We start from the raw sequence: 20,126 nt of genomic DNA on the forward strand, positions 1-20,126 counted from the left end.
CCTGGTATTTCGGAATCCCGCTCGGCATCCCCGAGGACTTCGCGCGAATGATGCGGGAGACGCCCGGCATGCTGGAGGTGGGACTTGGATGCGCCATCGCGTCGATCTGCGGATGCGTCCTCACCCACGGCCTCGTCCACCGGTGGGGCGAGGTTTACCCACGCTGGGTCTGGTTCAAGGCGGGCGAACGAGTCCCGCCGGCGCTCGCCGTGATCCCCGCGTCCATCGTGGCGGTCGTCCTGATACCCGCCGGCCTGATGAACGTCCGGATGGGCGTCGATCTCGCCACGTGGGGCGCCAACGCGCCGAGCATGCTGTGGATCGTCTGGGGCGCCGCACTCGGCGCCGCCGCCTGCGCCTACGGCCTGCGCCGGCGCGGAACCTGCCGCTACTGCCAGGTGGCCGAGGGTTTCTACCGGCCTGCCGATTTGGTACCTAAGCTGTAGCTCCACGTCCGACGGATCTTGGCGTACGGCGCTGACCAGCATGTTCCTGGGCCGGACCGACGTTCGGCGGGGCGTGGATCCGGCGAGGCCTGGAGATGGTCAGGTTCCATCTCCGGGCGAGTCCGAACGAATCCCAGGCTCATCGGCTACCGCTGCATCGCGGCATGTTGGGTACGGGATGGGTGGGGGCGGTGACGTGGTCGGCCGGGGTGAAGCCCCAGCCTTCCCAGCTCTCCTTGCCTGGTTCCGAGCGATCTCCCCGGGTGTAGTACCAGGCCCTTCCTTCGCCGCCGGGCTCCCAGCAGACGAACCAGCTCTTCGGGGTGTCCAGGATCGCGATCTTCTCCGTGCTGTCCACGTCGAGGTAGAGCGGTGTGTCAGGCCGGTTGGCGCACACGAAGTCCCTGGTCCATACAACGCCGCCTTGTCTGGCGTCGACGTGCTCGACCCCGCCGCGGTCGGAGCAGGCATGCGTGCTTTCCGCGTCCGCCATGAACTCCGTGCCGGGGCGCCAGATGAGGACTCCGCCCAGGATCAGGACCGCCATTCCCGCCAGCGTCCACCACGTGCGTCCTTTACGCAGGACCGGCAGATACTCACGCGAGCCTTTCGCCGAGGGCGGGGTTTTCGGCAAGGGAGGGGGAGGCGCGTGCGGTGAGGTCGCGCGGCCGGTGGGCGGCTCGACAGGCTGTTCCGTGTTGAATCGCGCTTCGTGGAAGGTGTGCGCCCGTACCCACCGCTGGTGCAGTTCGATGATCTCCGCCTGGCTCGCCTGGCATTCCTTGGCGAACTGCTCCAAGAGGGTGAAGCGCGGCGGCACGCTGTCTCCGGAGCAATAGCGGTGGAGGGTGGATTTACCGACGCCGAACCGCTTGGCGAGGGCGTCGTAACTACGGCCGGTCTTGTTCTTCAAGTGCCGTAGATAGGTGGCTAGTTCCTCGACCGGAGACGGCTCCGACACCTTGGCTCCTCGAGTTCCGACCCGAGTTCGACACCCCGAAGGCTAACAGCAGAACCACCAGCATCTTTGGTATATCCCACCTTGTCCCAACGCGCTTGGGATTGCGCTGGTTAAAGCAGTCTCTTGTCCCATGGTCCCTAAGTTGTCCCAATCCTCTTGCTGTGGGACAGATGCCCAGTCACGGTGATGACCGTCAGACGAAGAAGATCACCAATTCGACTCGGCCCCCACCAAACGTACGGACCACTCGACCATCAGGAGATGCATGATCATGCGTCCGTTCATTTCCTCCCCCTCCCAGCAGCGAGGAACATGGCGCCCCGCGCGGATGAGAGCGGTGACCGCGGCGGCGCTCACCCTCCTCATCGGCGGTCTGCCGAACCTTCCGGCGCACGCGGCGGTCTCCATGGCAGCCCCCAACATCCAACTGCCCTTCCCCTGCGGTCAGCAGTGGCGGCTGGACACCTGGGGGCACGCCCCGGCGCTCGACATGGTCAAGGAACCGAACCAGCAGGGCACCGAGGGGGCCACGCTGATCGCGCCCGCTTCCGGAACGGTGAACAAGTCGTACTACCACGAGAACGCCGGCAACGTGATCCAGATCAATCACGGCGGCGGCTACTTCACCACGTACCTGCACCTGCAGTCCCGGGCCGTCGGCGTGGGCGCCAGGGTCGCGCAGGGTGCCCTCATCGGGAGAGTCGGCCGAACGGGGCCCACGTCCAACAACCATCCCCACCTCCACTTCGAGCTTGGTTACGACTCGAACGGCAACGGGGAGGCGTCCTGGGGGTACGCGGGCGCCGAGCGGGTCAGGCCCACGTTCAACGGCGTCACCTACGGCGGCGCCAACAACCAGACCAACAGGAACGTCGCCAGCGGCAACTGCGGCGGCTCTGCCGATCTGGGGGTACTGGACTTCCATCTGTCCGATGACCAGAACTCCAACGCCGCCACCCGGCCGGTCATCCAGTACGGCAACAGCCCGATGGTGCCGATCTCGGGTGACTGGGACGGTGACGGCAAGGACACCGTCAGCGCCTATGACCCGACCGCGGGCCGGTTCCTCATCAGCGACACTCCCGCCGGCGGCCAGGCCCAGTACGTCTTCCGGTATGGAAACGCCAACGCCGTCCCGTTCGTCGGGGACTGGGACGGTGACGGCAAGGACAACGTCGGTGTGCGTATGGGCAACGTGTTCTACATGCGTACCAGCCCCGTCACCACCGCCACCGAGACCACCGAGTCGGTGGCCTACGGTGACGCTCCCATGCTCCCGCTGGCGGGCGACTGGGACGGTGACGGCAAGGACACCGTCAGCGCCTACGATCCGGGCGCGGGCCGGTTCCTCATCAGCGACACTCCCGCCGGTGGCCAGGCCCAGTACGTCTTCCGGTATGGAAACGCCAACGCCGTCCCGTTCGTCGGGGACTGGGACGGTGACGGCAAGGACAACGTCGGTGTGCGTATGGGCAACGTGTTCTACATGCGTACCAGCCCCGTCACCACCGCCACCGAGACCACCCACTCGGTGGCCTACGGCGACGCCGGCGATCTGCCCGTGGTCGGCGACTGGGACGGCGACGGCAAAGACAGCCAGGGCATCGTCCGCTGACATGATCTTCAATCGCGTGCTACTCCGGCCTGTGACCGCAGCGCCGGAGTAGTACGTGCCGATAGCGTCCTACCGTGGACAGAATATTCACGGTCGAGGAGGCGCGGAGTCTCATGCCGCAAGTGCGCCGGCTCGTGGCCGAGCTCGTCGCCATCCGCGCCGACCTCGCCGAGCTCGGCCACGACCTCAGAGGCGGCGTGCGGTCTCCGCTCGGCGGCCTGCCCGAGGCCAAGGCCATGGAGGCGCACGTCGCCGAGATCCTCGGCTGGTTCGACGAGCAGGGGATCGAACTCAAGGGCATCGCGCCGGTGCTCGTCGACTTCCCGGCGGTTCTCGATGGGGTGTCCGTGCGGCTGTGCTGGATCGAGGGCGAGACCGAGCTCGGCTGGTACCACCGCGCCGACCTCGGCTTCCCAGGCCGGCGCCGCCTCCCGTGAACCATCGACCCTACGATTCACCAAGCCGCGGCGACGCGCGGCCGCCGAAGTCGACGGTGGTGGCGTCCTTCAGGTTCTGAGCCGCGTCCGCGGGCAGCAGATAGCCCTTCCGGAGGTTGTCCGCATCCGCTTTGGCGACGGCGGCGACGTACAGGGCCTGGAGACGGTAGAGCTGCTTGAGCCGGGTCTGGTCGAAGGGCACGTGCGTGCCGAACAGGCGGCAGAACGACTCGCCCGAGTTGTCGCCGGTGTTGAGGGCGGTGGGCGCCGCGACCTGGGAGAGCCGGATGCCCCCCTGGGCCAGGCCCAGCTCGTCGCGGACCTTCGTGCCATCGGGGTTGACCAGCAGCGGGGGAGCGGTCGGGGGCGCGACCCCGTGCTCGGCCCAGCGGGTCAGGTGCTCGTAGGCGGCGGCGAGCACGTGGCTCAACGGCACGCGGCTGAATGGCGGCTGGTCGCAGTTGTATTCGGGGGCGCTGCCGAGGTCGCGGACCAGCAGCGGGCGCCGGTACTCCTGGCCGGCCCAACCGGAGTGGGCCGCGCCGGCGACCTCCCAGCGGCGGAACCGGTCGCTGTCGGCGGGACGGACCGGTGATCGCACGTCGGTCTCCGACAACACCTGGAACACCGGCTCGCTGCCGGCACGGGTGGGTGCGGGTCCGACGATGGTGGCGAACCCGTCGAATACGCTCTCGATCTGGGGTAACACGGCGTCGTAGTAGACGGTCATCCGGCCCGCGGACTGCGAGGCGCCGATGGCCAACACCGTGTCCACCTTCAACCGGTCCAGGGGAGCCGTACCGCCCCGCGTCCGGATGGCCTTGGCGGCCTGGGAGAAGATGTCGTAGGAGAGCTCGTCGGCGGTGAAACGGCCGCCTCCCGTGACGTCGAGGTCGCCGTAGCGGGCCGGGCTCCATCCGCGGAGCTGGCCGACCCCGACCCTCTGCGCGGAGATGCCGACCCACGCGTATCCGGAACGGGTGATCTGGCTGGGGCTCCACAGCGCGTCCAGATCGTACCCGGCGGTCACGTTCTGCCACTCGGCCAGCACGGTGCCGTTGAAGGTGGCCTGGTGGGCGGGGCGGCGCACGATGATCCGGGTCCGGTAAGGGACGTCCGTGGCGAGCAGTCCGCCGGTCGCGTTGTAGGCGTCCGCCGTACCGGAGAGGTAGAACTCCTGCTCCACATACCCGCGGGCGGCCAGGTTCACGTTGGTGGACATCCAGGGGTAGGTGTCCCGCACGTCCGGAGAGGAAGGGTCGCCGGGGGCCGAGCCGGGAATGGGTCCCTCGACGGTTGGTACTGAGACGGGTGCCGGAGCCGATCGCGGTGTTCGTCGGGCATCGGCGTCGGCCGGTCCGGTCGCGAGCCCGGATACCACCAGGCCTGCGACCATGACCCTGGCCATTGTCACCAGCGAGACCATGTTCCACCCTCCTTCCGGCACGCCCGGGTGGACGGCCGCACCCAGGGATGGTCTCCGACGACAGACCGTTCGGCATCGGTGAAACCACCGGTTCACCGACGTGATCACCGCCCTGCCGCCGGTGGCAGGACCCCATTCGATGAGCCGTTCGTGTCGAACGGGTCAGCCTCTCCACTGGAGCAGGAGGGTGACGAAGCCCAGGATTCCGCGGTAGCCGTGCAGCCACATGTCGCGGTGCTCCAGGGCGGCCGCGCGGGCCGTTTCGGCGTCCGGGCCAGGGTTCTCGTTGGCCCAGCGCAGCAGCGTCCCCGTCCAGGACCACTCGTAGTCGTCCCATTCGGACAGGTCACTGGTGTACGCGTAGACCGTGTCGAAACCGGCGGACCCGGCGGCGGCGACGGTACCCGGAAGGTCGAGGTACTCCGACGGCTCGGCGCCGAGCCGGGTGAGCGCCTCCGGTGTCGGCTCGCGCTCCCAGAACGCCTCGCCGATCAGCGCCAACCCGTTCGGCCTCAGGTAGCGCCGTACGTGGTCGACGGTGGGACCGAGTCCGCCGAACGCGTGTGTCGCTCCGACGCAGATCACCAGGTCGTACCGCTCGGCCACCGGGAAGTCGGCGGCCGGCCTCTCGTGAAGCCGGAGGCGCTCCCAGACGCCCTGGATCTCCGCGTGCCCCTCGGCCGCCTTGAGCGCGTCGGCGGAGATGTCGACGCCGTCGGCGGTCGCGTCCTCGTAGAGCGCCAGCGCACGCAGCGTCCAGGCCGCCTCACCGCAGCCGAGATCGAGGATCCTCGCCCCCTCGGGCAGCCGAGCCCGGCGCAGCAGCCGGGTCACGTGCGCGCCGGAGACCGGTGCGGCGATGGGATGGTCGCGATGGGCGAGATGGCTGATGAGCTGGCGTTCCATGGAACCAATTTGTCCTATCTCCCACAGGCCACACCAGTCGTCGGGCCGTATGAGCCCTCTACGTGGCACTTGGCGTCACGGGAGGCTCTGAGCCGTCGCCTTCCTGAGAGGGCAGGCCGCGTCTCACGCTCTGCTGTACCAGGTGACGGCCGTTGCTGAAGGATCGCGTCCGGGTCGGGGTGAAGAGTGTGGTGTCCCGGCGCTCGGGCGAGGTGGGGCGGTCGTCGCCTGATGTGGCTCTAGACTTGGGGCAGTCGTTATCTTGAACAGTTCGCCTTTATGAGGATATTTTTAGCGCTGTGACCGCACCCAAGACTCCGTCCACCGCCGAGGAGTTACGCGGGGCAGGCCTGCGGGTGACGGCCGCCCGCGTCGCACTGCTCGAGACCGTCCGGCACGGTGACCACCTCGACGTCGAGGCGATCGCCTCCGGGGTGCGCGATCGCGTAGGCCATATCTCCCTTCAGGCCGTGTACGAGGCCCTCCACGCGCTGACCGCGGCGGGGCTCGTACGCCGCATCGAACCGGCCGGCAGCCCGGCCCGGTTCGAGGGACGCGTCGGGGACAATCACCACCACCTCGTATGCCGGTCGTGCGGTGTCGTCACCGACGTCGACTGCGCGGTCGGTGAGGCGCCCTGCCTGGCAGCGTCCGACGACCACGGCTTCTCGATCGACGAGGCCGAGGTCATTTACTGGGGCCTGTGCCTCGACTGTTCCACCGCCCGCAGTTCCTGAGCACTGTGATGTGCCTAGTTCAAAAGGATTCCCATGTCTGAAAACCATGATGCGATCGTCGTTGACGCGAAGACCGAAGGGGAAGGTGGTGGCTGCCCGGTCGAGCACGGGCGCGCCCCGCACCCGACCCAGGGCGGCGGAAACCGCCAGTGGTGGCACGAGCGGCTCAACCTGAGGATCCTCGCCAAGAACCCCGCCGTGGCCAACCCCCTCGGCGAGGACTTCAACTACGCCGAGGCCTTCAAGACCCTCGACCTCACGGCCGTCAAGCAGGACATCGCGGAGGTGCTGACGACCTCGCAGGACTGGTGGCCGGCCGACTTCGGCCACTACGGCCCGTTCATGATCCGGATGGCGTGGCACAGCGCGGGCACCTACCGGATCCACGACGGCCGCGGCGGCGCCGGGGCCGGCCAGCAGCGCTTCGCCCCCCTCAACAGCTGGCCGGACAACGGCAACCTCGACAAGGCCCGCCGCCTGCTGTGGCCGGTCAAGAAGAAGTACGGCCAGAAGATCTCGTGGGCCGACCTCATGATCCTCGCCGGCAACGTCGCCCTGGAGTCGATGGGCTTCACGACCTTCGGCTACGCCGGCGGTCGCCCGGACGTCTGGGAGTCGGAGGAGGACGTCTACTGGGGCCCGGAGTCCACCTGGCTCGGTGACGAGCGCTACACCGGCGACCGGGAGCTCGAGACCCCCCTCGCCGCGGTCCAGATGGGCCTCATCTACGTCAACCCGGAGGGCCCGAACGGCAACCCGGACCCGCTCGGCTCGGCCCGCGACATCCGTGAGACCTTCCGCCGGATGGGGATGAACGACGAGGAGACGGTCGCCCTGATCGCGGGCGGTCACACCTTCGGCAAGACCCACGGTGCCGGCCCGGCGGACCACGTCGGCGCCGACCCCGAGGCCGCCCCGATCGAGGACCAGGGCTTCGGCTGGAAGAACAGCTTCGGCACCGGCAAGGGCGGAGATACGATCACCAGCGGTCTCGAGGTCACCTGGACGCCCACCCCGACCAAGTGGGACAACAGCTTCTTCGAGATCCTGTTCGGCTACGAGTGGGAGCTGAGCAAGAGCCCCGCCGGTGCGCACCAGTGGAAGCCGAAGGACGGCGCCGGGGCGGGTACCGTCCCCGACGCCCACGACCCGTCGAAGAGCCACGCCCCGACGATGCTGACCAGCGACCTCGCGCTCCGCGTGGACCCGGTCTACGAGCAGATCTCGCGACGCTTCCTCGAGCACCCCGACGAGTTGTCGGACGCCTTCGCCCGGGCGTGGTTCAAGCTGACCCACCGCGACATGGGCCCGATCGCGCGCTACCTCGGCCCGGAGGTCCCGGCCGAGACGCTGCTGTGGCAGGACCCGCTCCCCGCGGTGACGCACGAGCTCGTCGACGCCGGGGACATCGCCTCCCTCAAGGACAAGGTCCTCGCCTCGGGCCTGTCGGTGTCCCAGCTGGTGTCCACCGCGTGGGCGTCGGCCTCGTCCTTCCGCGGCAGCGACAAGCGCGGCGGCGCCAACGGCGCGCGCATCCGCCTCCAGCCGCAGATCGGGTGGGAGGTCAACGATTCCGACCGGCTGGCGACGGTGCTGGGCACGCTGGAAGGGATCCAGCAGGACTTCAACGCCGCCCAGACCGGCGGCAAGCAGATCTCGCTCGCCGACCTGATCGTGCTCGCCGGCGCCGCGGCCGTCGAGCGGGCCGCCAAGGACGCCGGCTTCGACGTCCAGGTCCCCTTCACGCCGGGCCGCGCGGACGCGTCGCAGGAGCAGACCGACGTGGAGTCGTTCGCCGCGATGGAGCCGACCGCCGACGGGTTCCGCAACTACTACGGGAAGGGCAACCGGCTGCCGGCCGAGTACCTGCTGCTCGACCGGGCGAACCTGCTGACCCTGAGCGCCCCCGAGATGACGGTCCTCGTCGGTGGCCTGCGCGTCCTGGGCGCGACCTACCAGCAGTCGCCGGTCGGCGTGCTCACCACGACCCCCGGCACCCTGACCAACGACTTCTTCGTCAACCTGCTCGACATGGGCACGACGTGGAAGGCGACGTCCGGGGACACGAACACCTTCGAGGGGCGCGACGCCGCCACGGGCGAGGTCAAGTGGACCGGCAGCCGCGCCGACCTCGTGTTCGGGGCGAACTCCGAGCTGCGCGCGCTCGCGGAGGTCTACGCGAGCGATGACGCGAAGCGGAAGTTCGTGACCGACTTCGTCGCGGCGTGGGACAAGGTGATGAACCTCGACCGGTTCGACCTGGTGTGATCTGATGTCCGGGTCGGCCCGCACGGGCCGGCCCGGACGTCCCGGCGTGCCTGGGACCCATCGAGCCGATGACCTTCCTGCCACGTCACTGGGGAAATCGGCCTGAGAGGTCCCCGCTGCGCGTACGTTGGGAACGGTGAAGGATCAGGACGCAAAGATCGTATGGTCGCGGCCTCGCGGCCGGTTCCGCGGGAGGTTGCTGGTCGCCTCGCTCGTCGGCCTGGCGGTTTCGATCTCCGGATGCGCCGGCTCGCAGGGCGCCGCTTCGACGGCTGCTTCCCGGCAGACCGCGACACGGCCGGATCCAGCGCGGTCGGCGACGCCACCGGCGAAGGAAGCCGCACGTGAGGTGCCCGCTCCACCCGCCCCGGACGCGGCGATCCCCAAGGACCCCTCACGGCTGGCGGAGGCCCTGACGGGCACGACCGCACAGCTGCGACGCGCCATCGATGACTGGGTGCGCACCGGGGACTCCGCCAAGGGGCGCGCCTCCGAGCCGGTGGTCCTGCTGGCCCTGCACCAGCAGCGCGTCTACCGGTACCTGGCCCGCGACCCGAAGGTCGCTTCCCGCACCTACGCCAGGCTGCCCAAGGCCCTGGCCCGGCAGGCGGAAGACAATGTGACGGCCGTCCGCAATCTGCTCTCCCTTGCCCGGCCCATCAGCGGAGCCGCGAAATTCCGGGTCCGGCCTCCCCTGCCCGCGGATGTCCTGCTCGGCCACTTCCGGCGGGTCGAGCGGCGGTTCGGCGTCGAGTGGGAGGTGCTGGCCGCGGTGATGTTCGTCGAGACCAAGTTCGGCCGCGTGCGGTCACCGAGCCACACGGGCGCCCTTGGGCCGATGCAGTTCATGCCGGGGACGTGGAAGGCTTACGGGATGGGCGGTGACGTCCATGACACAGAGGACGCCCTGCTCGCCGCGGCGAACTACCTCCACGCGTCGGGAGCGCCGCGCGACTACCGGCGGGCGCTGTACGCCTACAACCACTCGCAGGCGTACGTCGACGCGGTGCTGCTGCACGCGCGCCAGATGAAGCGGGACATCAGGAACTACTACGGTTACTACAACTGGCAGGTGTACGTCATCACCACCCAAGGCGACCGCCGCCTCACCGGCCCTGGCCGATGACGATCGATCCTCGTGGACGAGGTCGGCGCGCGATGGCTCTTGCGGGACGCGGACAAGATCACGATGATCAGGGAGCTCAGGAAGGCGGCGACGAGCAGCGCGGCGATGAGGAGGGCCGCCTCGGCCGGCGCCGACGCGGTGAGGTGCAGGCTGAAGTCGGCGACGGCGGGTGGAGTATGACGGGACTGGGCGAGCGGGCGCGTGACCTGGGGATCACGATCGGCGATCGAGAGCCGGGAGAACACGACGCCATCACGGACGTGCCCGGCGTGCGTGTGGGACACCGCACCATCGTCCGCGAGCCCGGCATCCGTACCGGCGTGACCGCGATCGTTCCCGACGGCGTCGGCCCTCACGCGCCGCTGCCCGCGGGTCTGTTCACCGGTAACGGCCACGGCAAGCTGGTAGGCGCCACCCAGGTGGCCGAGCTCGGGCAGATCGAGTCGCCCATCGTGCTGACCTCGACGCTTTCGGCCTTCCGCGCGGCGGACGCGTTGGTGAGCTGGATGCTGGCACGACCCGACTGCGTGGACGTGCGGTCCTTCAACCCCGTGGTGGGGGAGTGCAACGACGGCTACCTGTCCGACATCCGGGTGCGCCCCGTCGGCGAGGCAGAGGTACTGGAAGCCATCGAGGACGCGGCGCGAGGACCGGTGGCGGAGGGATGCGTCGGGGCGGGTACGGGTACCGGTGCGCTGGGCTTCAAAGCGGGTATCGGCACGGCTTCCCGCACCCTCGACCTGGCGGGCGAGCCGGTCACCCTGGGCGTTCTGGTGCAGGCCAATTTCGGCGGCACGCTGCGAGTTCTCGGCACCACGGTCACACCTGCGCACTTCGGGATGGGCGAGTCGGCGGTCCAGGACGCGGGATCATGCATGATCGTCGCCGCGACCGACGCGCCCCTCGACGCACGGCAGCTCACCCGCCTCGCGCGGCGTACGGTCTTCGGGCTGGGGCGGGTCGGCGCCTCCTACAGCCATGGAAGCGGGGACTACGGCATCGCCTTCTCCGTTCGCCCGGACGGTAGGCCACCCCGTGACCAGGCGTTGAGCCCGCTGTTCGAGGCGGCGCTCGACGCCGTTGAGGAGGCCGTGCTGAACTCGCTGTTCACCGCGACCACCATGAGGGGCACGGGTGGGCGCGTTCTGCACGCGATACCGATTCCCGGCCTCATCGAGCTTCTGGGCCGGAGCGGGTCCTTCACGGGGGACGGAAAGTAGAGGGGGCACCGAGCCGGTCGGATCCCTCCAGTGGTGGCACGCCGGTTACGGTCCTCGTCGCCGGGCTTCGACGAGGGCACCCTCCGGGCCTATCGTGTGGCTCATGGCTGCTCTCGCGGCATGTCGGTCGTTGTATCGGTCAAGGGTCGTCAGGGGAGCGTTCGCGGGGCTGGGGGCGATGGCGGGAGTCCTCGTCCTTCTCGGGTCGGCCACCCGCGTCCCCGAGCTGGCTTGGCTCAGCCTTCCCTTGATGCCGGTCTACCTTCTCCTGGCGTTGCCGCTCGGCGCGCTCGCCGGTCGCCTCGCGCGGGTGCCCCGCCCTGGCCGAACGGCCTTCCACGGCTGGCTTCTCGCCCTGGTCGTCGGGGAGGTGCTCGCCTGGCTGCCTTCCGGCTACGACGGGGGCGCCAGGGCCGTCGTCGTGGGCCCCTTCCTGGCCCTGTTCGCCCTGCCGGTCATGCTCGCCGTCGTGGCCGGGCTGACGACCCGGGGCCGTGGTGACACCCGGGCCGTAAGAGATCCCTTGGACCCGCGATCCGGGCCATAGAAGATCGCCGGCAGTGCCTGACATAAGGGCTGTTATGCCGCCGGTAATAGTGCGGCCTCGTTTTGGTCTGTATGTGGATGGTTCGTTGTATCGATGCTCGTCTACTGACTACCTTCATAGTGTCCTGAACTGGGCTTTTAGCAAAGGAGGAGGAGTCGCTTTGGCAATCAGGCGAGCGTCGCTTCTTCCGGACACGCTGCTGGTACGCGCCACGCTGATGGACCTGGACACGATCGGGCGTTCACCTGCCCGGGGCCCCGTCGATCTCGTCATCGGGAGGCAGGAACCCGCATGGCGGATCTGACCGACGCCCAATTCGTTCCCGACCCGGGGATCGGTGCCACGGGCGCATGCCGGTGCGGTATCGATCCGGAGGGCTTGGTGGTGCCCGACGAGCAGGAGGTCACCGACAGCTTGACGGCCGCGTTCAACGCGCATGACGTGGAAGCCGCGACGAACCTCTTCCATCCCCGTGCCTGTTACGTCTGTCCGGGCGGCGTCGCCGAGGGGCGCGAGGAGATCGCGTCCTACCTGGCGCTCTACCTGGAGGGATTCCCGGAGATCGCGGTGACGCCCCACAGCAAGGCCGTACTCGCGGACATCGTGGTGATCGAGTGGACGTTCACCGGCATCCATACGGGGCCGTTCCTGCTGCCCGGCGGGGATATGGCGGAGCCTACCGGCCGGCGCATCGCCGTCCGCGGCTGCGATGTCCGCACCATGCACGACGGGCTGATCACCAGCCAGCGCGTGTACTACGACCAGTTGGAGATGCTCACCCAGCTCGGCATCCCCTGCACCCTTCCATGACCCGTCCCGGGGAGTGGCTACTCACGGTCATGGCGCAGGTCGGCTCGGAGGCGGGCGCCTTGTCCGGCACCGGCCGGTTCGGCCACGACCAGCGTGCCGCCGTGCGCGTGCGCGATGTCCCTGGCGATCGCCAGGCCGAGGCCGGAGCCGCCGGCGTCCCGGGCCCGTGCCTCGTCGAGCCGGGTGAACCGGTCGAACACCGACTCGCGGTACTCGGCGGGAATGCCGGGGCCGTCGTCGGCCACCTCCACGGTGGCGGGCGCGGTCACTCGTACGGTCACCGCGGACTCGGCGTGCCGTACGGCGTTGTCGACCAGGTTGGCGACCATGCGGCCGAGGTGGGGCCGGGAGCCGGGCACCACCACGTCCGTGGCGATGTCCAGAGCTATCTTGACGTCGCCGCGCCGAGTCCGCAGCGCCTCCTCGGTCGCCACCTGTCCAAGGTCCACCTCCTCGGTGCGCAGCGGCTCGCCGGCGTCGAGCCGGGCCAGCAGGAGCAGGTCGGCGGCGAGCCGCTGGATCCGTTCGACGTCGGTCAGTGACTCACGCGCCAGCCCGGGGGCCTCGCGCCGCCCGAGTTCCAGCCGTGTACGCAGGGTGGCGATGGGGCTGCGCAGCTCGTGCGCCGCGTCGGCGACGAACCGCCGGTGCCGCTCGACGGCTCGCTCCAGCCGGTCGAGGGTCACGTTCATGGTCCGCGCCAGCCGGGCGACCTCGTCCCCCGTCGCCGGCACGGGCACCCGCTGGTGGAGGTCACTGGCGGTGATGTCCGCGAACTTCGTCCTGATCGCAGAAACGGGGGCCAGCGCCCGTCCCACCAGCAGCCAGGTCATCCCGGTGACCAGGAGCAGCAGCACCGGGATGCCCACGAACAGCAGCTTACGGAGCGCGTCCAGAGCGACGCGCGCGGGTTCGAGCGAGGTCCGCGCGTGGACGGCGACCTGGCCTTCGGAGGTGGTCACCACGCGCTCGGCCGTGGCGTACCCCATGCTCCAGCTCTGCTCGGGTTGCTCCATGACCACGTCGGGGTCGGCCGGGATGGTCTCGGTCGAACCCTGGACGGTGGTCGTCCCCGAGCCGGGTCCTGTGTGCATGGTGAGCGTCTTGGACTGCGAACCTGCGTTCATGGTGAACGTCTGCGAGCCGGACGCTCCGCTGATGGTGAGGGTCTGCGCGGCCGCGTCGGCCCGCCGGGTCGCGTCCTGGCCGGCGCTCGCCTCCAGGCTGCTCCACAGCGTCCCCACGAGTACGGTCGCCGCCACCGCGAGCGCCAGCGCCACCGTCACGGTCGCGACGACCGTCGCCCGCAGCCGTACCGACCAGCGCATCACGACCCGCCGTCCAGCCGGTACCCGGCTCCCCGTACGGTCACCAGCGTCGACCGGCCGAACGGTGCGTCGATCTTGCGGCGCAGGGCGCTGATGTAGACCTCCACGATGCTCGGGTCGCCGTCGTAGGCGAAGTCCCAGGCCTGTTCGAGCAACTCGGCCTTGGAGACCACCTCGCCCGGCCGCCGTACGAGCGCGTGCAGCACGGCGAACTCCTTGGGCGTGAGCGCGATCTCGGCCTCTCCACGGCGGCAGCGCAGCCCGGCCGGGTCGACCACGAGGTCGCCCGCGCTCAGCGTCACCGGCCGCTCGCGCCCGCCGCGCCGTACGAGCGCCCGGAGCCGGGCCAGCAGCACGACGTACGAGAACGGTTTGGACAGGAAATCGTCGGCGCCGGTGTCCAGGGCCTCGGCCTCGTCGTATTCGCCGTCCTTGGCGGTGAGCATCATGATCGGCGTCCAGTTGCCGGCGTCGCGGAGCCGGCGGCAGACGGTGTACCCGTTGAGCATGGGCAGCATCACATCGAGCACGATGGCGTCGTACCGGTTCTCGGTGGCCATCCACAGACCCTCGCGCCCGTTGTGGGCCACGTCCACAGCGAAGCCCTCCTCGCCCAGCCCGCTCCTCAGCAGCTCGGCCAGCCGCTCCTCATCTTCCACCAGCAGTACCCGCATGCCGTACAGCCTGGATCAACGCACCTAAAGGGAACCTGAAGATCATTTCTGCCGCCTTCAGCTCCGTTTCAGGTACGGCACGGGAATCTGAGCGGGCGATCGAGAGAGAAGGAGCTGTCTCATGAAGTATTCCCGTGTGATCCTCACCGGCGTCCTCGCCCTCGGGCTGGCCGCTTCCACCACGGCGGCCACCGGCGCGAGCGGCGAGCCCGTCCCGGAGGCCGGTGCGTCCACCCTCACGGTGGCGGACTGCCCGAGCCCCGGCACGGTGCGAGAGGAGGTCAAGGTGGAGGGCGGAAAGGTCTTCCACAACGGCAAGGAGGTCGCCTCGGTCACGCCCGCCGAAAAGATCGTGGTGGCGATGAAGGACGGCAAGGTCTACGTCGGCGAGGCGGCCGAGGCGCTTCCCGTACCGGAAGGCGCGCAGTTCCACACGTCCGCCGAAGGGCAGGAGGGCACGCTCACCCGCGCCGTAGGCTCCTTCGAGGCCGGCACGGACTGCGTCACCGAGTAGCTCCGAGCGGTCACCGGACAGTCCTCGGCGGTCACCGGTCAGCCCTGAGCGGAGCCGCGCCTGGCCATCTCGAGGCGCGGCTCCGCGCGACGCGAACGCCAGGGGGCCGTCGCGTCGACCGCGTGCGCTACGCCTTCCACCCCGTATAGGCCACAATCGGTCTCGTGCAGTTCGGTATTCTGGGCCCGCTGGAGGTGCGGACGGAGGAGGGGGAACCTGTTTCCGTCGGCGGGCCCCGGCCGCGTGCGCTCCTGGCGTTGCTCCTGCTCGACGCCGGCCGGCTGGTCGGCCTCGACCGGCTGATCGACGGGCAGTACGGCGACCGTCCCCCGGCCGGTGCGGCCAACGCGATCCAGGCCCAGGTGTCCCGGCTCCGCCGCAACCTGCCCGCCGACCTGATCGAGTTCCACGGCGGCGGATACCGGCTCGCGGCCGACCCCGAGGACGTGGACGCGTTCCGATTCGAGCGGCTCGCCCGCGAGGGACGCAAGCTCCTGGCTGTGGGCCACCACGAGTGCGCCGCGAGCGCGCTCAAGGACGCGTTGGCGCTCTGGCGCGGGCCCGCGCTGGCCGACGTGGCCGACGCGCCCTTCGCGCCGCCGCACGCGGCCCATCTGGAAGAGGTACGGCTGGCGGCGCGTGAAGACCTCGTGGAGGCGGAACTCGCGCTCCCCGAGGGCACCTCCATCGCCGAACTGGGGCGGCTGGTGGCCGCCAACCCGCTGCGCGAGCGGCTGCGGGGCCAGCTCATGCGGGCGCTGCACGCCTCCGGGCAGCAGGCCGCCGCGCTGACCGTCTTCGAGGAGACCAGGCGGCTGCTGGCGGACGAGCTGGGCGCCGATCCCTCGCCCGAGCTGGCGGCTCTCCACCTGGCGATCCTGCGTGGTGCGGAGACGCGGCGGCAGGCGGCGCGGCACCGGCTGCCCGCGCAGCTCACCAGCTTCGTGGGACGCGAGGCCGAACTGGACCGGATCAGCCAACTGCGGGACGCCCGGCTGGTCACGCTGACCGGCCCAGGAGGCACGGGCAAGACCCGGCTGGCGATCGAGGCGGCCCGCCGCCGGGGAGACGACTCCTGTTTCGTCGACCTGTCCCCGCTCGACGACGGGGGCCAGATCCCCCTGGCGGTGCTGGGCGCGCTCGGCCTGCGCGAAGCGGGGCTGCAGTCGCCGGTGCTCGACCGGCCCGATCCCCTCGATCGGCTCGTGGCGGCCCTGGCAGGCCGGCGACTCCTGCTCATCCTGGACAACTGCGAGCACCTGATCGCCCCCGCCGCGGCGCTCGCCCGCCGGTTGCTCGGCGCCTGTCCGCGGCTGGCCATCCTGACCACCAGCCGCGAGCCGCTCGGGCTCACCGGCGAGATGCTCGTCCCGCTGTCGCCGCTGGCCGTGCCGCCCCCGGGCACCGATCACGACGACGCGCTCGCCTATCCCGCGGTGCGGCTGTTCGCGGACCGGGCCGCCGCCGTGCGCCCCGGCCTCACGACGCGGCCCGAGTGGGCCGAGATCTGCGTGGCCCTGGACGGTCTGCCGCTGGCCATCGAACTGGCGGCGGCACGGCTGAGGACGTTCACGGCGCAGGAGATCGCCGCGCGCCTGGACGAGCACGGCCGGTTCACGCTGCTGTCACGCGGCGACCGTACCGCGGCGGCGCGACACCAGACCCTGCGCGCGGTGGTGGACTGGAGCTGGAGCCTGCTCAGCCCCGAGGAGCAGACACTGGCCAGGCGGTTCTCGGTCCTGTCGGGGAGCTCGTCCCTGGAGGCGGTCGAACGGATCTGCGGAACCGGGGAGGTGCTCGCCGATCTGGTGGACAAGTCGCTCATCGAGGCGAACGGCGGCCGCTACCGGATGCTGGACACGATCCGCCTGTTCTGCGCGGAGCGGCTGGCCGAGGCGGGGGAGCAGGAGCGGGCGCGCGACGCGCACGCCGCCTACTTCCTGGACCTGGCCGAGCGCGCCGACCCGTGGCTGCGCCGGGCCGAGCAGCTCGAATGGCTGGCCCGGCTCTCCGCCGACCATGGCAACCTCCAGGCCGCCACGCGCCACGCCGTACAGAACGATCCCGAGACGGGCCTGCGGCTGATCGCGGCCCTCGCGGCGTACTGGTGGCTCAGCGGGCGGCGCGGCCAGGCGACCTCGTCGGCGATCCGGCTGCTCGAACGGTTTGGCGCCGAGCCACCCCTGGGGCTGGAGGAGGAGTACGTCCTGTGCGTGGTGCAGGCCGTGCCGCACGTCCGCCCGGAGCAGTGGGCACGGGCCGAGGAGATCATGCGGTCGCTCGATCGGGAGCTGCGGTATCCGTTCACCACCGCCCTGTGGGGGATGGTAGCCGGACCGTCCGATCCGGAGACCATCCTCAGGCGAGGGCGGCTGCTCGGCTCCGACCCGTGGAGCCGGGCCGTGAGCATGCTGGGGGAGTCACTCGTGAGCCTGCTCGACGGCAGGGTGTCCGACGCGGAGCGGCTGCTGGAGTCGACGCTGGCGGGCTTTCGTTCCTTGGGCGAGCGCTGGGGGATGGCGCAGGGCTGCGAGTGGCTGGCGCTGATCTCCAGCTGGCGGGGCGAGTGGGCGCGGGCCAGAGGGCTGTGGGAGCAGGGGCTGGAACTGCACGAGCAACTCGGTGCCCTGGACGAGATGGTGGACGTGCTCTGCCGCAGGGCCGGCGGACTGCTGCGCGAGGGCGACTTCCCCGCGGCCCGCGCCGACCTGTCCCGCGCCGCCGGGCTGGCACGCAGGACGAGCACGTCGTATCGGTCGTCGCTGGTCGAGCTGGGATCAGGCGAGCTCGCCCGCCTGTCCGGCGATCACGCCGAGGCGCGTGCCCGCTACACCGCGGCGCTGGACGCCCTCAGCCCCGGCGCTTTCACCACAGAGGGCATCAAGCCGCTCGTGCTCACCGCGCTGGGCCGGCTGGCCGTGGTCGAGGGCGACCTGGCCGAAGCCAGGCGCCACCACGGCGAGGCGCTCGCCCTGGCGCGTACGTCGCCGGCGGTGGCGACGGATCTCGCCGACGTCGCCGAGGGGTGCGCCGGGCTGGCCCTGCTCGAAGGCACGGCGGAGCGGGCCGCGTTCCTGCTCGGTGTGGGGGTGGCGTTGCGCGGCACGGCCGTGACCGGTGACCGTGACGTCGCGCGGGTCGCCGCGGGCAGCGCCGAGCTCATCGGCGCCGAGGCCTTCGCCGCGGCTTTCGCCGGGGGCGCCGCGCTGAACAGGGAACAGGCGCTGACAGCCCTCTGCTGACTGTCAGCCGGCTGTCCACGGCCTGTCAGGGCTCCCGGGGAGGCTCGTGGTCATGAAGAACACCAACGTGCTGATCTCCGGCGCCGGCATCGGCGGCCCCGCCCTCGCCTACTGGCTCAACCGCTACGGCCACACCGTGACCGTGGTCGAGAGGGCTCCGGGCCCGCGTCCCGGCGGGCAGGCCGTCGACTTCAAGGGCGCGACGCATCTCACCGTGCTGGAGCGCATGGGCATTCTTGACGACGTACGCCGGCTGCAGACCGGGGGGACCGACCAGGAGATCGTCGACGCGGACGACCGCAGGCTGGCGGTGCTTCCCGGTGAGTTCACCGGAGGGGAGCTGGAGATCACGCGCGGCGACCTGGCCAGGCTGCTGTACGAGAAGAGCGCCGCCGCCGGGTGCCAGTACGTCTTCGGCGACTCCATCACCTCGATCACCGAGACCTCGGGTGGCGCGCACGTCACGTTCGAGCACGGCGCCCCCCGCACCTTCGACCTGGTGGTGGGCGCGGACGGGATCCACTCCAACGTCCGTCGCCTGGCCTTCGGCCCCGAATCCGACCATGTCCGCTTCCTCGGGCACTACTACGCCCTCGCCGAAGGGCTGGGGAGCCTCGGGAGCGTCGCGAAGATGTACAACGAGCCGGGCAGGATGGTCGCCACCGGAGGCCCGGGGGCCGCGGCCTTCTTCGTCTTCGCCTCGCCGCAGCTCGACTTCGACCGCTACGACACCGAGGAGATGAAGCGGATCGTCATCGACGCCTACGCCGGGATGGGATGGCGGACCTCCACCGTCATCGAGATGGTGCGGCACGCGCACGACTTCTACCTCGACTCGATCAGCCAGGTCCGGGTCGAGCACTACTCCAAGGGCCGCACCGTGCTGCTCGGCGACGCCGCCTACGGCAACACCCTGGGCGGTTTCGGCACCGGCCTGGCGATGGTGGGCGCGTACGTCCTGGCCGGAGAGCTCGCGGCGGCCGGCGGTGACCATCGTGTCGCCTTCCAGCGCTATGAGGAGGAGTTCCGCGGCTACGCCAAGATCGCCCGGAACGGCAACGCCGGCCCCTTCATGGCGCCCGGCACGCCACGCAGGATCCGGATGCGCAACGCGATGTTCAAGCACCGGCTCATGCTGAAGATGATGCTGAAGATGACCGACGTGTTCGCGACCAACATCACGCTCAAGGACTACCCGTCCCTGGTGCGCCACTGACCCCTCGCCGCCGCGCGTCGTTCGTCACGGGTCGTCCCGGGGCAGACAGGCCGGAAGCCGGTCGGAGGCGGGTCAGCCATAGGGCAAATCGTCAGGCTCGTCGCCGAAGATCGGCCGCACACCTCCGGGCCGTAGCTGACCAGGGCCTCCGGACCCCTACCCGCCTTGAGCGTCTCAGACCGCGAAGACCTGCGAGTCGTCGGCGAACGCCTTGAACTCCAGGGCGTTGCCCGCCGGGTCGTGCAGGAACATCGTCCACTGCTCGCCGGGCAGTCCCTCGAAGCGCAGGTAGGGCTCGATGACGAAGGTGGTGCCCGCCGCGCGGAGGCGATCGGCCAGTTCGTGGAACTGGGGGATCGTGAGGATCAGGCCGAAGTGCGGCACCGGCACCTCGTGGCCGTCGACCGCGTTGCGTACCTGCCGCACGCGGCCGGGTGCCAGGTGCGTGACGAACTGGTGGCCGCGCAGGTTCCAGTCGATCCAGGTCTCCGCGCTGCGTCCTCGCACGCAACCCAGGACCTCGCCGTAGAACCGGCCGGCCGCCTCCAGGTCGTCGACGGGCACGGCGAGGTGGAACCGGGGGATCGGCGAGTCGAGCGTGGTCATCTGGCACTCCTGCCCGTCGGATGAAGCGATCGGTACGGGCGCGATGC

The 20,126-nt window shown here is 70.1% G+C and carries 20 protein-coding genes; 14 read left to right on the plus strand and 6 right to left on the minus strand.

All coding sequences use genetic code 11. From position 1 onward, the window contains the following. Positions 1-47 precede the first annotated feature (47 nt). Positions 48-446, plus strand: coding sequence for a hypothetical protein (locus tag ABD810_RS04935; protein ID WP_344934723.1), 399 nt, complete (start codon positions 48-50; stop codon positions 444-446). A gap of 139 nt (positions 447-585) precedes the next feature. Here the strand turns inward: ABD810_RS04935 and ABD810_RS04940 are convergent, their stop codons facing one another. Next, positions 586-1,407, minus strand: a complete 822-nt coding sequence (locus ABD810_RS04940; protein ID WP_344934726.1) for a helix-turn-helix domain-containing protein — start codon at positions 1,405-1,407, stop codon at positions 586-588. A 271-nt stretch (positions 1,408-1,678) separates the two neighbouring features. Between ABD810_RS04940 and ABD810_RS04945 the strand changes: the two genes are divergently transcribed. Next, positions 1,679-3,022, plus strand: coding sequence for a M23 family metallopeptidase (locus tag ABD810_RS04945; protein ID WP_344934728.1), 1,344 nt, complete (start codon positions 1,679-1,681; stop codon positions 3,020-3,022). Between the two features lie 74 nt (positions 3,023-3,096). Next, a complete protein-coding gene (locus ABD810_RS04950; protein WP_344934730.1) occupies positions 3,097-3,459 on the plus strand; it encodes a DUF2203 domain-containing protein in 363 nt (120 codons plus the stop codon). 10 nt (positions 3,460-3,469) lie between these two features. Here ABD810_RS04950 and ABD810_RS04955 read toward each other — a convergent pair whose 3' ends face one another. Then, positions 3,470-4,885: an alpha/beta hydrolase domain-containing protein gene (locus tag ABD810_RS04955; protein WP_344934732.1), complete on the minus strand. Its 1,416-nt coding sequence runs from the start codon at positions 4,883-4,885 to the stop codon at positions 3,470-3,472. Between the two features lie 162 nt (positions 4,886-5,047). Further along, complete coding sequence (locus ABD810_RS04960) at positions 5,048-5,791, minus strand: SAM-dependent methyltransferase (protein ID WP_344934734.1); 744 nt, start codon at positions 5,789-5,791, stop codon at positions 5,048-5,050. A 299-nt stretch (positions 5,792-6,090) separates the two neighbouring features. On the opposite strand from ABD810_RS04960, the gene ABD810_RS04965 reads away from it, so the two are divergent. From ABD810_RS04965 to ABD810_RS05000, 8 genes are all read left to right on the plus strand, one after another. Further along, entirely contained in the window at positions 6,091-6,528 is a 438-nt protein-coding gene (locus ABD810_RS04965; RefSeq protein WP_344934736.1) for a Fur family transcriptional regulator, read from the plus strand. A gap of 33 nt (positions 6,529-6,561) precedes the next feature. Beyond that, on the plus strand, positions 6,562-8,796 hold the full coding sequence (gene katG, locus ABD810_RS04970) for a catalase/peroxidase HPI (RefSeq protein WP_344934738.1): 2,235 nt from the start codon (positions 6,562-6,564) through the stop codon (positions 8,794-8,796). 349 nt (positions 8,797-9,145) lie between these two features. Beyond that, on the plus strand, positions 9,146-9,922 hold the full coding sequence (locus tag ABD810_RS04975) for a lytic transglycosylase domain-containing protein (RefSeq protein ID WP_344934740.1): 777 nt from the start codon (positions 9,146-9,148) through the stop codon (positions 9,920-9,922). A gap of 12 nt (positions 9,923-9,934) precedes the next feature. Then, on the plus strand, positions 9,935-10,102 hold the full coding sequence (locus ABD810_RS04980) for a hypothetical protein (protein WP_344934743.1): 168 nt from the start codon (positions 9,935-9,937) through the stop codon (positions 10,100-10,102). Continuing rightward, positions 10,099-11,142, plus strand: coding sequence for a P1 family peptidase (locus tag ABD810_RS04985; RefSeq protein ID WP_344934745.1), 1,044 nt, complete (start codon positions 10,099-10,101; stop codon positions 11,140-11,142). The genes ABD810_RS04980 and ABD810_RS04985 overlap by 4 nt, the downstream gene beginning before the upstream one ends. A 178-nt stretch (positions 11,143-11,320) precedes the next feature. Next, on the plus strand, positions 11,321-11,689 hold the full coding sequence (locus ABD810_RS04990; RefSeq protein WP_344934747.1) for a hypothetical protein: 369 nt from the start codon (positions 11,321-11,323) through the stop codon (positions 11,687-11,689). A 160-nt stretch (positions 11,690-11,849) separates the two neighbouring features. Continuing rightward, entirely contained in the window at positions 11,850-11,993 is a 144-nt protein-coding gene (locus ABD810_RS04995) for a hypothetical protein (protein ID WP_344934750.1), read from the plus strand. Continuing rightward, positions 11,981-12,499: an ester cyclase gene (locus ABD810_RS05000; RefSeq protein ID WP_344934753.1), complete on the plus strand. Its 519-nt coding sequence runs from the start codon at positions 11,981-11,983 to the stop codon at positions 12,497-12,499. Before ABD810_RS04995 ends, ABD810_RS05000 begins: the two co-directional genes overlap by 13 nt. Before the next feature lie 17 nt (positions 12,500-12,516). Here ABD810_RS05000 and ABD810_RS05005 read toward each other — a convergent pair whose 3' ends face one another. Continuing rightward, positions 12,517-13,827, minus strand: a complete 1,311-nt coding sequence (locus tag ABD810_RS05005; protein WP_344935419.1) for a sensor histidine kinase — start codon at positions 13,825-13,827, stop codon at positions 12,517-12,519. Continuing rightward, positions 13,827-14,501, minus strand: coding sequence for a response regulator transcription factor (locus tag ABD810_RS05010; RefSeq protein WP_344934756.1), 675 nt, complete (start codon positions 14,499-14,501; stop codon positions 13,827-13,829). Before ABD810_RS05010 ends, ABD810_RS05005 begins: the two co-directional genes overlap by 1 nt. A gap of 121 nt (positions 14,502-14,622) precedes the next feature. On the opposite strand from ABD810_RS05010, the gene ABD810_RS05015 reads away from it, so the two are divergent. The 3 genes from ABD810_RS05015 to ABD810_RS05025 all read left to right on the plus strand — a co-directional run bounded on the left by ABD810_RS05015 (position 14,623) and on the right by ABD810_RS05025 (position 19,473). Then, the gene (locus tag ABD810_RS05015) at positions 14,623-15,015 is read left to right on the plus strand and encodes a hypothetical protein (protein WP_344934758.1); all 393 of its coding nucleotides are present in this window, start codon (positions 14,623-14,625) and stop codon (positions 15,013-15,015) included. A gap of 164 nt (positions 15,016-15,179) precedes the next feature. After that, positions 15,180-18,257 (plus strand): AfsR/SARP family transcriptional regulator, encoded by a 3,078-nt coding sequence (locus tag ABD810_RS05020; RefSeq protein WP_344934760.1) that lies wholly within the window; start codon positions 15,180-15,182, stop codon positions 18,255-18,257. Positions 18,258-18,309: 52 nt separating this feature from the next. Next, on the plus strand, positions 18,310-19,473 hold the full coding sequence (locus ABD810_RS05025) for an FAD-dependent monooxygenase (RefSeq protein ID WP_344934763.1): 1,164 nt from the start codon (positions 18,310-18,312) through the stop codon (positions 19,471-19,473). A gap of 174 nt (positions 19,474-19,647) precedes the next feature. Here the strand turns inward: ABD810_RS05025 and ABD810_RS05030 are convergent, their stop codons facing one another. After that, positions 19,648-20,079 (minus strand): VOC family protein, encoded by a 432-nt coding sequence (locus ABD810_RS05030; protein ID WP_344934766.1) that lies wholly within the window; start codon positions 20,077-20,079, stop codon positions 19,648-19,650. Positions 20,080-20,126 lie beyond the last annotated feature (47 nt).

Origin of the sequence: Sphaerisporangium flaviroseum, from assembly GCF_039537005.1 — a bacterium.
GTDB classification, from domain to species: domain Bacteria; phylum Actinomycetota; class Actinomycetes; order Streptosporangiales; family Streptosporangiaceae; genus Sphaerisporangium; species Sphaerisporangium flaviroseum.

Excerpts from the sequence above, each read along its gene's own strand:
- ABD810_RS04935 (WP_344934723.1), top strand. The coding sequence starts at position 48 with ATGATGCGGGAGACGCCCGGCATGCTGGAGGTGGGACTTGGATGCGCC.
- ABD810_RS04945 (WP_344934728.1), top strand. The coding sequence starts at position 1,679 with ATGCGTCCGTTCATTTCCTCCCCCTCCCAGCAGCGAGGAACATGGCGC.
- ABD810_RS04955 (WP_344934732.1), bottom strand. The coding sequence starts at position 4,885 with ATGGTCTCGCTGGTGACAATGGCCAGGGTCATGGTCGCAGGCCTGGTG.
- ABD810_RS04960 (WP_344934734.1), bottom strand. The coding sequence starts at position 5,791 with ATGGAACGCCAGCTCATCAGCCATCTCGCCCATCGCGACCATCCCATC.
- katG (WP_344934738.1), top strand. The coding sequence starts at position 6,562 with ATGTCTGAAAACCATGATGCGATCGTCGTTGACGCGAAGACCGAAGGG.
- ABD810_RS04985 (WP_344934745.1), top strand. The coding sequence starts at position 10,099 with ATGACGGGACTGGGCGAGCGGGCGCGTGACCTGGGGATCACGATCGGC.
- ABD810_RS04990 (WP_344934747.1), top strand. The coding sequence starts at position 11,321 with ATGGCGGGAGTCCTCGTCCTTCTCGGGTCGGCCACCCGCGTCCCCGAG.
- ABD810_RS05000 (WP_344934753.1), top strand. The coding sequence starts at position 11,981 with ATGGCGGATCTGACCGACGCCCAATTCGTTCCCGACCCGGGGATCGGT.
- ABD810_RS05005 (WP_344935419.1), bottom strand. The coding sequence starts at position 13,827 with ATGCGCTGGTCGGTACGGCTGCGGGCGACGGTCGTCGCGACCGTGACG.
- ABD810_RS05010 (WP_344934756.1), bottom strand. The coding sequence starts at position 14,501 with ATGCGGGTACTGCTGGTGGAAGATGAGGAGCGGCTGGCCGAGCTGCTG.
- ABD810_RS05015 (WP_344934758.1), top strand. The coding sequence starts at position 14,623 with ATGAAGTATTCCCGTGTGATCCTCACCGGCGTCCTCGCCCTCGGGCTG.
- ABD810_RS05025 (WP_344934763.1), top strand. The coding sequence starts at position 18,310 with ATGAAGAACACCAACGTGCTGATCTCCGGCGCCGGCATCGGCGGCCCC.
- ABD810_RS05030 (WP_344934766.1), bottom strand. The coding sequence starts at position 20,079 with ATGACCACGCTCGACTCGCCGATCCCCCGGTTCCACCTCGCCGTGCCC.